At 66.5% G+C, this 12880-nt stretch carries 12 protein-coding genes and 1 pseudogene; 8 read left to right on the top strand and 5 right to left on the bottom strand.

Annotation, left to right across the window (positions count from 1 at the left end):
- The first annotated feature begins 157 nt into the window (after window positions 1–157).
- The gene (locus L6444_RS17450) at window positions 158–1198 is read left to right on the top strand and encodes an Rv2578c family radical SAM protein (protein WP_236976167.1); all 1041 of its coding nucleotides are present in this window, start codon (window positions 158–160) and stop codon (window positions 1196–1198) included.
- Here the strand turns inward: L6444_RS17450 and L6444_RS17445 are convergent.
- Window positions 1195–2762, bottom strand: a pseudogene (locus tag L6444_RS17445) (purple acid phosphatase family protein). The gene L6444_RS17450 and the pseudogene L6444_RS17445 sit on opposite strands and share 4 nt — an antisense overlap.
- Before the next feature lie 63 nt (window positions 2763–2825).
- On the opposite strand from L6444_RS17445, the gene L6444_RS17440 reads away from it, so the two are divergent.
- A complete protein-coding gene (locus L6444_RS17440) occupies window positions 2826–3269 on the top strand; it encodes a hypothetical protein (protein WP_236976163.1) in 444 nt (147 codons plus the stop codon).
- 148 nt (window positions 3270–3417) lie between these two features.
- Here L6444_RS17440 and ypfJ read toward each other — a convergent pair whose 3' ends face one another.
- Window positions 3418–4302 (bottom strand): KPN_02809 family neutral zinc metallopeptidase, encoded by an 885-nt coding sequence (gene ypfJ, locus L6444_RS17435; RefSeq protein ID WP_236976161.1) that lies wholly within the window; start codon window positions 4300–4302, stop codon window positions 3418–3420.
- 103 nt (window positions 4303–4405) lie between these two features.
- Entirely contained in the window at window positions 4406–4870 is a 465-nt protein-coding gene (locus L6444_RS17430) for an SRPBCC family protein (protein ID WP_236976159.1), read from the bottom strand.
- A 109-nt stretch (window positions 4871–4979) separates the two neighbouring features.
- Between L6444_RS17430 and L6444_RS17425 the strand changes: the two genes are divergently transcribed.
- The 4 genes from L6444_RS17425 to L6444_RS17410 all read left to right on the top strand — a co-directional run bounded on the left by L6444_RS17425 (window position 4980) and on the right by L6444_RS17410 (window position 9110).
- A complete protein-coding gene (locus L6444_RS17425; RefSeq protein ID WP_236976156.1) occupies window positions 4980–5555 on the top strand; it encodes a TetR/AcrR family transcriptional regulator in 576 nt (191 codons plus the stop codon).
- A 482-nt stretch (window positions 5556–6037) separates the two neighbouring features.
- Window positions 6038–7207 (top strand): LLM class flavin-dependent oxidoreductase, encoded by a 1170-nt coding sequence (locus L6444_RS17420; RefSeq protein WP_236976154.1) that lies wholly within the window; start codon window positions 6038–6040, stop codon window positions 7205–7207.
- Window positions 7204–7968: an SDR family NAD(P)-dependent oxidoreductase gene (locus L6444_RS17415; protein ID WP_236976152.1), complete on the top strand. Its 765-nt coding sequence runs from the start codon at window positions 7204–7206 to the stop codon at window positions 7966–7968. The genes L6444_RS17420 and L6444_RS17415 overlap by 4 nt, the downstream gene beginning before the upstream one ends.
- Before the next feature lie 32 nt (window positions 7969–8000).
- On the top strand, window positions 8001–9110 hold the full coding sequence (locus L6444_RS17410; protein ID WP_236976150.1) for a spirocyclase AveC family protein: 1110 nt from the start codon (window positions 8001–8003) through the stop codon (window positions 9108–9110).
- A 21-nt stretch (window positions 9111–9131) separates the two neighbouring features.
- On the opposite strand, the gene L6444_RS17405 is transcribed toward L6444_RS17410, so the two are convergent.
- On the bottom strand, window positions 9132–9635 hold the full coding sequence (locus L6444_RS17405; protein WP_236976148.1) for an SRPBCC family protein: 504 nt from the start codon (window positions 9633–9635) through the stop codon (window positions 9132–9134).
- Between the two features lie 10 nt (window positions 9636–9645).
- The gene (locus L6444_RS17400; RefSeq protein WP_236984217.1) at window positions 9646–10545 is read right to left on the bottom strand and encodes an oxidoreductase; all 900 of its coding nucleotides are present in this window, start codon (window positions 10543–10545) and stop codon (window positions 9646–9648) included.
- A 73-nt stretch (window positions 10546–10618) separates the two neighbouring features.
- Here L6444_RS17400 and aspS point away from each other — a divergent pair, with 73 nt between their 5' ends.
- Window positions 10619–12394, top strand: coding sequence for an aspartate--tRNA ligase (aspS, locus tag L6444_RS17395; protein ID WP_236976147.1), 1776 nt, complete (start codon window positions 10619–10621; stop codon window positions 12392–12394).
- Complete coding sequence (locus L6444_RS17390; RefSeq protein WP_236976146.1) at window positions 12391–12837, top strand: nitroreductase family deazaflavin-dependent oxidoreductase; 447 nt, start codon at window positions 12391–12393, stop codon at window positions 12835–12837. The genes aspS and L6444_RS17390 overlap by 4 nt, the downstream gene beginning before the upstream one ends.
- Window positions 12838–12880 lie beyond the last annotated feature (43 nt).

Here is a 12880-nt window from a genome sequence, read left to right as displayed (position 1 = left end):
TCCTCATATGTACGGTAAGTCGGCCTCGCGAACGGCATTTTGGGGCCCGTCGCGGCGAAGGGCGAAGGGCGAACGGCGAAGGACGCGAAGGCAGGGGCGCCGGCGGTCCGGGGCCGCCCTCTTGACGCGACTATCGAACAATTGTTCGAATAGGGGTATGCGCTGGGCCGGCCAAACGATAGCTGTCAACGGTTCCCCCGTCGATTCTCCGCAGGACGACGGCGCGCTGCCCGGCCTGCAGCGGATCGGCTTCGTCCGCAGCGTGCGAGTGCCGCAGTTCGAGGGCATGACGTTCCACGAGGTGCTGTGCAAGTCCGCGCTGAACAAGGTGCCCAATGCGGCCGCCCTGCCCTTCCGGTACACCGTCAACGGCTACCGTGGCTGCTCGCACGCCTGCCGCTACTGCTTTGCCCGCCCCACCCACGAATACCTGGACTTCGACTCCGGTGCCGACTTCGACACCCAGGTCGTGGTCAAGACCAACGTCGCCGAGGTACTGCGCCGCGAACTCGCAAGACCGTCGTGGCAGCGCGAAACCGTCGCACTGGGCACCAACACCGACCCCTACCAGCGCGCCGAGGGGCGGTACGCGCTGATGCCCGGCATCATCACCGCTCTCGCAGCCTCCGGGACACCACTGTCGATCCTGACCAAGGGAACGCTGCTGCGCCGCGACCTCAAGCTGATCACCGAAGCGGCCCAACAGGTTCCGGTGTCGGTGTCGGTATCGCTGGCGGTAGGTGATGCCGAACTGCACCGCGACGTCGAGCCGGGTACGCCCACGCCGCAGGCACGGCTGGCGCTGATCTCCGCGATTCGCGAGGCCAATCTGGCCTGCCACGTGATGGTGGCGCCGGTGCTGCCGCACCTCACCGATTCGGTCGAGCACCTCGATGACCTGCTGGGCCGGATCGCGGCCGCCGGCGCGACCGGCGTGACGGTTTTCGGTCTGCATCTGCGCGGCTCGACCCGCCAATGGTTCATGTCCTGGCTGGCCCGCGCGCATCCCGAACTGGTAAGCCGCTATCGCGAGTTGTACCGCCGCAGCGCATATCTGCCGCAGACCTACCGCGACATGCTGCGCGACCGCGCCCGGCCGTTGGCGGCGAAGTACCGGCTAAGCGGCGACCACCGGCTGACGACGCCGGCCGTAGTAGCAACGACAATGCCCGGGCCCGTCCAACAGACCCTGTTTTAACCGCGGGGCTTGGTCAAAGTGAACTGATCCACCGCCCGCGTCGCGCCGTAGGGTCCCGTCACCACGTGGTACGTCGCCTTGATCGACGTCGACCCGCCGGAAACGCCCGGGTCGACGTCGAAAGCCACGAAACCGTACGGATTGTCGCGGTCCCGAAACGCCGACCACGGCGCATCCTCCATCACGTAGATCGGCGGCTTTCGCCCGACGGCAGGATCGAATTCCCCCACCCCCGTGATCACCTGGCACCGCAGGTCGGGGAAGAACAGCCCATTGGTCGGTCGCGACGTGCCGCCCCCGCCGATGACGACGTGCACCGTTCCCCGGGTGACGTCGATGACGTCGCTGCGGGTGTCGACGGGGATCGGCGTGCGGGTGTCGGTGCCCATCGTGCCGCGCAACGGATGGGACCGCTCGTAGTGGTGCTCGTGTCCGCACAGCACCAGATCGACGTGGTACTGGTCGAACAGCGGCAGCCATTCCTGGCGGATCCCCAGGTCGGCGCCGTTGCCCTTGGCGGTCGAGATCGCCGTCTGGTGCATGCAGATCACCACCCAGTCGATCCCGGGATCTCGCCGAGCCGCGTCCAGTTCGGCTGCAAGCCAACGCTTTTGCGCGCCACCGGAATAGCCGTGAATGTAGGAGTTGCCGCCGTCCTGATAGGCGATGTCGTCATTGTTCAGGCTGATCACGCGCACCGAGCCGGCGGTGAACGAATACCACAGTCCGCGTAGTTCGGCGTCGGCGCCGGAATCGGGCACCGTGAAGTACGTCTGGTAGGCGCCGTAACCGACTGGGCCGTTGCCTAATTCGTTCTCGTGGTTGCCCGCCGCGGGCATCCACGGCCGGTGCCGGGCCGAGCGGGAGTTGTTGACGAACCAGTCCGACCAGGTGCGGATCCGGTCGTGGGCCAAGTTGGCGTAACACAGGTCGCCGTTGACCAGGTTGAACAGCGGCGCCATCCGTTCGATGGCCGCGGTGGTGTCGCCGGCCGCGGGGGAGCCGATGTTGTCGCTGATGTAGGTCCCGTCGGACAACCGGCCCAGGGCAGGCGTCGACTGGTCACCGAAACTGGTGAAGCGGAACGGTTTTCGGCCGGACGGTGCGGTCCTGATGGAGCCGAGTTCGGGCGTGGCGCCGTCGTGCACGGCGGCATAGATGTAGTCGGTATCGGGGGTCAGGCCGGTGAGCCGAGCATGGTTGACGCGAACTTCGTTGCCCGACTTGGCATCCCGATACGTGCGGGTTTCGGCGGCCACGCCGGTACCCAGGCCGCCGGTGGGCGTGCCCAACAGCACGCGCGGGTTGTGTACCGCATCCGTGCTGTGCCAGGAGACCACTACTTCGGTGGCGGCGTCGCGGCCGAACTGCAGATGCAGACCACCCACCGGCGGGGCGCCGGTGCGGTCGGGCCGAACCCAGACCCCCGGTGATTTCGACCAGAGCAGCGCGGCGCCGCCCACCCCGGCGCCGGCCCCGAGCACCGCCGCCGCTGCCCCGGTACCCAGCAGCGCGCGCCGGCTGACGCCAGCTTGTTCCGGGTCGTCGGTCATGGCTGCTTCATACCGCAACCGGGTGAACACCGACGTAACTAGGTGCGGGTAACGAATCCGGTAGCGTTTCCGATATGACGAACGTGCGAAAAAGCGTGAGCGCGGTTGCGGCAGCGTCTGCGGCGACGATCGCCGTGGCCTTCGCAGTGCTGCAGATGCCGGCGACCGCGCACGCGGACGGTCACCAGGTCACCTACACCGTTACCGCCACCGGCGAACTGACCGGCAACGTGCGCTACATCACCACCGATCCGCCCAGCCAGGCGGCTTTCGACGCGAACTCGTCGCAGTTTCTGACCACCGTGCCGGTGTCGTTCAGCCCCGGCACGCCGCTGGTGTACACCGCGACCCTGACCAACCCCAACCAGTGGGCGTTCGTCAACGCCAGCGGCGGCTGCCACTGGCCCAACTGCGGGTCGGGCACTCCCGAACTGCACTGCGAAATCGCCGTCGACGGCCAGGTAGTGGTGAATCAAACCGCGACCACCGGCGTGACCTGCTCGACGCGGCCCTGGTAGCCGTTTTCAGCGACGGTGTTTCGGCGTGGATGACCACGACGACCTCGGCCGGCCGGGTCCCCTGCTCAACGGCAGCCACCCGTTGGGCGCTTGACGCGCTGACGGCCGGGCGCCGCAGGGAGTTGCGAAGATGCTCGGTTAAACCCGGCTAACCCAAGTCGTTGGTGGCGAAGGTGTCGCACTTGTTGGGGTCGCCGCTCTGGTAGCCGATGGTGAACCACTTCTGGCGTTGCGCCGAGGATCCGTGCGTCCAGGACTCGGGGTTGACGCGGCCGTTCACCTCCGCCTGGATGCGGTCGTCACCCACCGACGCCGCCGCCGACAACGCGTCAGAAATGTCCTTGTCGCTCAACGGCTCCAGGAACGGCCGTCCGGTGCTGTCCTGCTTGACCGTCGAGGCGTAGTGGGCCCACACCCCGGCGTAGCAGTCGGCCTGCAGTTCGGTGCGCACACCGTTTCCCTGCGAGCCCTGTGCCCCCTGCTGGGCGCGGCCGAGGGTGTGCTGCAGGTTCTGCACGTGGTGGCCGTACTCATGGGCCACCACGTATTCCTGGGCGAAAGGCCCACCGCTGGAACCGAATCGGTCGACCAGCACCGAGAAGAAGTCGGTGTCGAAGTACGCCGTCTTGTCCACCGGGCAGTAGAACGGTCCGACTTCGGTGCTGGCCGGCCCGCATCCGGTGCTGACCGTGCCGCTGAACAGCCGCATTTTCGGTTTGGTGTAGCTGGGCATCAGCTGCTTCCACACCGCGTCCAGTGAATTGCCGGTGGCCACCACCCGGCACTGCACGTACTTGTTGGCGTCGGCACCGGTCTTGCACTTGTTTAGGTCGAATCCGGGCGCCACGTCGCCGCCGGTGTCCATCGGCTGCTGGCTGATGATCCCGCCGGGGTCGACGCCGAGCAGCATGGCGACCACCACGATCAGCAGGCCGCCGATGCCGCCACCGATGGCGATCGGCCCCATCCCGCCACCGCCGCCGGAGGAGGACGCGGAGCTGGTATCGATCTGCATACCCTCGTTGAAGGTCATCGCGCCCTCCGTTAGATCAGTCAGCCGGGTCTTCGACCCGTGCAAACCAGCTTTGCATACCTACCCCCGGTGCGTGCCAGCGATTCCGGTGCGGGGTCAGTCCTCATACCCGTTCGGCTGCACGGGCAAGCCCGTGGCTGAACTGCCGGTAGAGCCGTTTGATGAGCAATCGGGTCGGCAATCCCGTTCCTGTCAGCGCCGTGTTCCACGTTCCCGACCATTGAATGTGGGTTCCGCCGTTGGGTGTTGGGGTGAGGTCGACGTTCGCGCGGTAGTTGCGCAATGGCAGACCAGAAACCAGGGCGTAGCCGAAGCGGCGTTGCGGGATGAGCTCGGCGACTTGTTCGTGAGTGACGAATCTGATGCCGGCGCGGCGGAACCGGAATCGACGAATGGCGCCCACGCTTTCGCCGCCCTCTTGGCCCTCGCGCTCCAGTGTCATGGAGTCGAGATTGATCCATCTGGGCCAGTTCGCGCCGTCGGTGAGCAGGTTGTAGACCGTTGCCGCCGGCGCAGCGCTGTGTGCTGACGCCGTGGCGTGATGCAGGGGTGGGTATTCTCTCGTCATTGGAGTGAGTCCCATTTCCGTTGTCGTGGTGTCGTCGTCAGCTTGGGGGGCGTATATGAATGCCGGTGAGGTGGCTGCTGCGAAACCGCCGACGACGAGGACGCGCCGGATGCAGCGGGGCCGACGTGAGTTGGCGTTGGTCGCGCTTCGGCAGTACGAGGAGAAGGGTTTCGCGCAGACCACGGTGGAGGAGATTGCCGAGGCCGCGGATTATGCTCCCAGCACGTTTTTCCGGCACTTCGGCACCAAGGAAAACGCGGTCTTCTTCGATATCGACGAGCGGATGAACTCCTATCGCGCGCTGATGGCGCAGTCCACGTCGCCCGGTGGTTCGGGTTGGGCGCGAGTGCGTGAAGTCTTGCTGGACAACGCCGTGTACTGGGCTGAGTCCGATCCCGAATTTGCGTTGGCGCGAACGCGTTTGTGTCATAAGGAACCGGCGCTGTATACGCGCTATCTGCACTACTGCGATCAGGTCGAGACGATTGTGCGTCGCGTTCTGGCTGCTGACCGTGGCACCGATCCCGACGACGATATCGAAGCCGGAGTGCTGGCGGGCGCCGCCGTGGCGGCCTTCCGCACCGCTCTGCGGGTTTGGCTGGGCGAGGGTGGTCGGGTGGTCGACCATCTCCAGGCCGGCCTCGACGCACTGCAAGCTGGGATCCCGTCGACTGGTAGCGGTTAGGTTCACGCTGCAGCCGGATGGCCTGCCAGACGAAGATGGGGGAGATGAACTCGAGCGCCAGCAACGCGCCGAACAGCATCTGGACGTAGGCCAGCGGAGTGCTGATTCGCTTGAGTTGCCCACTGATCGCCATGCTGCACGTGCAGACCAGCGCGCCGGCAAGGCTCACCAGAATCAGACCGGCGCGCTTCTGGGCGGCGTGGTCGCGGAAGAACGCCACCACCTCCTCGGGGGTGCGACTGGGCGACGGCGGCGGAATGAAGTGGCCCAGGACCCAGAAACCGAGGAAGAACACCGCCATCAAGGCGGGCCCGGTCCAGGTAAGCATGCGCTGGACCGACAGGTCGAGCCGATTCCTCGCGCCGGTTTCATCGAGTATGCAAGCCCTCCGCAGCTCGTGCTAGTAACGCTCTTGACAGGAGTCACTCTCATAGAACACCATGCTCTCAGTGGTCCAGATCACAAGAGCGAAAGGCGTGAGGTTGAGTTCAAAGACGGTGAAGTTCGGTCTGTTCGGCAACGAATTCCCGCCGATGGAGGCGGCTCTGGAATCGTTCAAACGAGCTGAGGCGCAGGGTTGGGAGTTCCTCGATCTGCCCGACCAGATCATGTCGACGCACCCGCAAGGGATGCTCACCCCGCCGGTGCCGGCCGCCGATCCTTCGGCGCCGACGAGTTTCTACGCCGACGCGTGGTTCGGCTCGATGGAGATGTGCGCCGCCGCGGCGGTTCTGACCCAGGACATCGAGATCCTGTTGGCGGTGATCGATCCGCTGCGGCGCAGCCCAGCGGTGATGGCCCAGGAAATGATGACGCTGCAGCATATGTCCAAGGGCCGCATGACGTTTGCGATCGGCGCCGGCGAGGAGAAGCAGTTCAAGCCGTTCGGCGAGGTGCGCAGCAAGCCGTTCTCGCGGCTGGAAGAGGCCGCGGCGATCTGGAAGACATTGTGGGAATCCGGCGCTGCACCGGTGTCGCGGGACTCGGAGTTCTGGCCGCTGCGCGATGCCATCTTCCCGATCCCGATGTGGGAAGGTGGCCCACCGCAGCTGCTGTTCGTCGGCGGCGGGCCGCGGATCCAGCGCTTGGCCGGCACGGTCGGCAACGGCTGGCTGACATTTCTGCCCGGTGGCGCCGGCAACGACTACGCCTGGCTCGCCGACTACATCGGCGGGATCAAAGCTTTCGCCGAGAAAGAGGGCCGCGATCCTGAGGCGTTGCGGTTCAACGCCCAGGTGATCACAGTCCTCGCCGAAGACGACAAAACAGCGTGGGAGCTGGCACGTCAGCCCAACCCGGGCTGGATTGCGATCACGTGCGCCAGCATCGATTCGAGCAAGACCTGGGAAAAGTGGGGCTTCGAGAATCCGCTCGGCGACTTCAACTGGGCTCAGGACATCAACCCGATGCTGGCCAGTCCCCAGCGGGTCGCCGAGATGACGGCGAAGATTCCGGATCAGGTCACCGATTTCGCGCTGGTGTGGGGAGGGCCGGAACGCGTTGCCGGTCGTGTTCAGGAGATGATCGACGCGGGGATCAACGAGGTCAGCTTCTTCAATATGGCCGCCAGCGCTGATCCCGAATACGGGGCCCACTGGAGCCATCAGATCTCGCAGGTGATCAAACTTCTTGGCGGCGAAGGGCTTTCATGAGCACCGCGGTTGACGGCAAGGTCGCGCTGGTCACGGGGGGTGCGTCCGGGATCGGCCGAGCCACCGTGCTGCGTCTGCTGGAGGCGGGTGCCAAGGTCCTGATCGCGGACATCGATCTGCCCGCCGCCCAATCGCTAGCCGAAACTACCTGCGCGGCAACAGCATTGCATTGCGATGTCAGCGAACCGGCTGACGTTCAGGCCGCGGTCGAGGCGACCGTCGAGGCGTTCGGCGGCCTTGACGTGTTGATCAACAACGCGGGGGTCAGTTCCGCCGGCGGTTTGATCGTCGATGCGTCTGCCGAGGATCTGCAGCGGACATTGGCCGTCAACATCGCCGGTCCGTACTACGGGATCAAGTACGCGGCCCCGCGCATCGCCGAACGCGGCGGCGGTGCCATCCTGATCACCGCGTCCACCGCGGGGTTGCGCGGCATGCCCGCGATGGCCGGCTATGCGGCGTCCAAAGCCGCGCTGATCAACCTCACCCAGTCCGCAGCGCTCGAGCTACGGCCCCTGGGCATCAGGGTGAACTGTGTGCTGCCCGGCATCATCGAGACGCCGATGCTCGACGGCATCAAAGCCATCTACGAGTCCGTTGCGCCGATGCCGATTGCCGACGTGGTGGCCGCCAAGCAGGGGCGTGTCGGCGTTCCCGACGACATCGCCCGCGCGTTGGTGTACCTCGCAAGCGGGGAGGCCGAGTTCGTATCGGGTGTCGCCTTGCCCGTCGATAACGCCATGTCGGTAAGTCTGTTCTGAAGGTTGGCGGTTCCCCAAGATCGGAGGTCCTGATGACGCAGGCCAAGTCGACATCTTCGAAGACGTCCCCGTCATCTCTGCCGGCTCAGCCCAACGCCGAATCGAAGCCGATCTGGTGGTTCGCCGCGTTGGGGGCACTGCTGCTGGTGATAGCCGCGCAGGGATGGCTGCGCTGGTTCGCCTCCGACGACTTCGGCCGGCCCATACCGTCGGGGCCGGACCACTACCCGTACCTGTGGTACCTGCGGGCACTGGAGATCGCCAGTGCCGCCTCAACGGTCTACCTGTGCTGGCGGTTCCTGATCAAACCCTGGATCAGGGACGGCAAGGTCTCCTTCGACGGCAAGCTCGTCATCGGCATGATGATCGGCTACTTCTGGGAGCCGATGGTGAACTTCTACAACTACACCTTCGCCATGAACGCCCACAGCATCAGCTGGGGCACCTGGGCGAATTACATTCCCGGATTCCGCTATCCCGGGCAGGCTCATTTTCCCGACGGACTGCTCTACGCCCTGCCGCAATACGTCTACTCCGGGGTGCTGCTGTCCCTGATCGGAGCCTGGTGGTTGCGTTTCTCGGAGCGCAAATTCCCACAGCTGGGCCAGATCTCGCGATGGGTCGCACTGTTCTTCCTGCTGGCCGGCATCTGGATGCCATTCGAGTTCGCCCTGTTCATCATTCCGCAGGTGTGGATCTATCAGGGCGTGGTGGGGAGCCTGAGTTTGTTCGCGGGAACCGTCTACCAGTTCCCGCTTTACGAGGGATTCATCATGGCGCTGTTCGGTTGCGGGGTCACGTTTTTGCGCGTCACGCGCAACGATCGCGGCGAGACGTTTGTCGAAACGGGTCTGCAGTCCATCAACCCGCGGTGGCGCAACAAGGTGTCCACGCTGGCGGTAACCGGCGTGGTGTGCCTGTGGACCGGCGTGTCCTACTTCGGACCCTGGACCTGGCTGCAGGTGCAAAACGACTCCACCGCGGTGAATTCGCCGTCGTACCTGCGATCCGGAATCTGCGGTGGCGGTACGGATATGGCGTGTCCCGACCGATCCGTTCCGATCCCCAGCAGAACCTCCATCCGCATCGGTCCCGCAGATCCACGGTTACCGCAAAGTGTCCGCGACGCGCAGGGGAATTGACCGCCCCAGCACACCACCGGCCTATCGCTGCGGGGCGGCGGCGAACCGGGTGTCGGTGTAAGCGCGCAGATTGCGCAGGAACCAGCGCAACCCCAGGTTCAGCAGCGGCCCGAACAGCACCATGCCCAGGCCGGCGCCGCGGGCCGGCTGCTGGGCCATGGTCCAGGTCAGTCGGCAGCCGCCGGGAATGACCTGCACCCGGTAGTCCTCGGCGAACGCGGCGACTGCCTTCGTCGAGCACGAGTTGAACCGAAAAGCCATGTGGGTGAACGGTTCCCAGGCGATGAACTCCTCGTCGCCGACGATGCCGCCGCGCATCTCCACGACGCGGGTGGTGCCCACGCCGCGCGGCTCCGGGCTGGTCCAGGTGACCTTGGTGATCGCCTTCGCCCAACGCGGCCACGCTTCGGCGTCGCCCAGCACCTCGAACAACTGCTCGGGCGTGATGGCCAGGTCCACGCTGTTGCGGAAGCGGTATTTGGCGTTGTCGACGAAGCTCAGGTCGACGCGTTCGCAGGGATGCATGCCGTGCACCTTAGCCGGGGCCTTCGCTGGCCGCGGCCAGCAGCGGCACGATCACGTCGCTGATCGGGGTGGGCAGGCCGTGGGCGCGGGCCTTGCGGATGATCACGCCGTTGCGCAGGTCCCATTCCAGCGGCCGGTGGTGTTCCCGATCGGTCAGTATCGAGGTCGTCATGTCCTCGGGAACCACCCGGAACGAATCGACGATCCGTGCGACGACGTCGTCGCCCAGCCGGGCGCCCTCGGCGCGCGCCACCGCCACACACTCGGCCACATACCGCCGCGACAGGTCGGCCACGTCGTCGCGGCGGAACATCCCCGACCGGCGCCCGGTCAGCACCATCAGTCCGGCCAGCGCGTTGAGCAGCAGTTTGCGCCAGATCACGGTGGTGAAGTCGGGGTCGCAGTCCACCCGGCAGCCGGCCCCGCGCAGCAGGTCGGCCAGCGCCTCCGCCGCCGGCCCGGTGGGCAGCACCAGCGCGGCCTCGCCACGCAACCGCACCCACCCGTCGGGCTGGGTCTCCGCCGAGTACCACACGCTGCCGGGAACCACGGTCGACGACGGGCACAGCGGCTGCACCTGCTCGAGCTGTTCGACGCCGTTCTGCAGCACGGCCACCACCGTGCGCTCGTCGCACAACCGGGCCAGCCAGCCTGCCGCGGCTGCGTTCTGGGTGGCTTTGACCGCCAGGATCAGCACGTCGACCGGTCCGCCGACGTCAGCGGGGTCGGTGTGCACCGGTCCGGGCACCACGATGGGGTCACCGGCCAAGACTTCGGGGTCGGGCCGCAGTTCGATGATCGCGCGCGGAGTGTGGCCGCACAGCAGCACCGGGTGCCCGGCGCGGTGCAGCAGGGCGGCGACCGTCGTACCGACAGCGCCGGGACCCACGAGTGCGATGGAGGTTGGAATACAGGCAAAAGTACCGTGTCAAACCCGCCCTTTAGACTGGGCAGTCATCCAATTCAGGTCTTAAGGAGTCTTTGTGCTGCGCAGCCACGCCGCCGGTTCGCTACGGGACAGCGACGCCGGGCAACAGGTGACGTTGGCCGGCTGGGTGGCCCGCCGCCGCGACCACGGTGGTGTCATCTTCATCGATCTGCGTGACGCGTCCGGCGTCGCCCAGGTGGTGTTCCGCGAAGCCGATGTGCTGGCCCAGGCGCACCGGTTGCGCTCGGAGTTCTGCGTCGCGGTCACCGGGGTGGTCGAGATCCGCCCGGAAGGTAATGCCAACCCCGAGATCGCCACCGGTGACATCGAAGTCAACGCCACCGCGCTGACCGTGCTGGGCGAGTCCGCGCCGCTGCCGTTCCAGCTGGACGAGCCGGCGGGGGAGGAGCTGCGGCTGAAGTACCGCTACCTGGATCTGCGCCGCGATGGCCCGGCCGCGGCAATTCGGTTGCGCTCCAAGGTGAATGCCGCGGCCCGCGAGGTGCTGGCCCGGCACGACTTCGTCGAGATCGAGACGCCGACCATCACCCGCTCCACGCCGGAAGGTGCGCGCGACTTCCTGGTGCCGGCCCGGTTGCGGCCGGGCACGTTCTACGCGCTGCCGCAGAGCCCGCAGCTGTTCAAGCAGCTGTTGATGGTGGCCGGCATGGAACGCTACTACCAGATCGCCCGCTGCTACCGCGACGAAGACTTCCGCGCCGACCGCCAGCCCGAGTTCACCCAGCTCGATATGGAGCTCAGCTTCGTCGACGTCGACGACGTCATCGCGATCTCCGAGGAGATCCTGTCCGCGTTGTGGGCGTTGATCGGCTACCAGATCCCCACCCCGATCCCGCGGATGACCTACGCCGACGCCATGCGCCGGTTCGGCTCCGACAAGCCGGACCTGCGCTTCGGGCTGGAGCTCGTCGAGTGCACGAAGTTCTTCAAAGACACCACCTTCCGGGTGTTCCAGGCGCCCTACGTCGGCGCGGTGGTAATGCCCGGCGGCGCGTCCCAGCCGCGCCGCACCCTGGACGGCTGGCAGGAGTGGGCCAAGCAGCGTGGGCACCGCGGGCTGGCCTACGTGCTGGTCGGCGACGACGGCACGCTGAGCGGTCCGGTTGCCAAGAACCTGACCGACGCCGAACGCGACGGCCTGGCCGGCCACGTCGGAGCCAACCCCGGCGACTGCATCTTCTTCTCCGCCGGCCCGGTCAAGGGATCCCGGGCGCTGTTGGGCGCGGCGCGCTCGGAGATCGCGCACCGGTTGGACTTGATCGAGCCCGGCAGCTGGGCGTTCGTCTGGATCGTCGACCCGCCCTTGTTCGAGCCGGCCGACGACGCCGTGGAGGCCGGTGACGTGGCCGTCGGCTCGGGAGCGTGGACCGCGGTCCACCACGCGTTCACCGCACCGAAGGCCGAACAGCAGGACCGCATCGAATCCGATCCCGGCGCGGTGCTGGCCGACGCCTACGACATCGTCTGCAACGGCAACGAGATCGGCGGCGGCTCGATCCGTATCCACCGCCGCGACGTCCAGGAGCGGGTGTTCGAGGTGATGGGCATCGGCCCGGACGAGGCGCAGGAAAAATTCGGTTTCCTGTTGGAGGCCTTCACTTTTGGCGCACCGCCGCACGGCGGCATCGCATTCGGCTGGGACCGGATCAACGCGCTGCTGTCCGGCGTCGACTCGATCCGCGAGGTGATCGCGTTCCCCAAGACCGGCGGCGGCGTCGACCCGCTGACCGACGCGCCGGCGCCCATCACCGCCCAGCAGCGCAAGGAGTCCGGAATAGATTTCAAGCCCAAGCCGCTGGACGGGGTATGACGCAACTGCCGGACGACCCGAAGGCGATGGCCGAGATGGCCAAGGCGATGAACAAAGACATCATCGCCGAGTTCCGTGCCAACCAGGGAAAGGTGGGTGGCCAGTTCGCGGGCGCCGACCTGTTGTTGCTGCACACCACGGGCGCCAAGTCCGGCGAACAGCGGACCTCACCGCTGGCCTACTTCGACATCGACGGCAAGCTGATCATCATCGGGTCCTTCGCGGGTGCCCCCGTCAACCCGGCCTGGGTGCACAACCTGCGGGCCAACCCCGCCGCGCGGGTCGAAGTCGGCACCGACGCCTTCGACGTGACCGCGCGGGAACTGCCGCCCGCCGAGCGTGACGAACTCTTCTCGCGGCTGGTGGCCGAAGCGCCAGGCTTTGGTGAATATCAGGCCAAGACCAGCCGGGTGATTCCATTGTTCGAACTGCAGCGCGGCTGAGCGCTCCTCGATTCTGCGGCGCGAACGGGTAGCAGCGCCCGCG

The sequence above is a fragment of the Mycobacterium kiyosense genome, from assembly GCA_021654635.1.
GTDB classification, from domain to species: domain Bacteria; phylum Actinomycetota; class Actinomycetes; order Mycobacteriales; family Mycobacteriaceae; genus Mycobacterium; species Mycobacterium kiyosense.
This window is presented reverse-complemented; position numbering and strand designations above follow the sequence as displayed.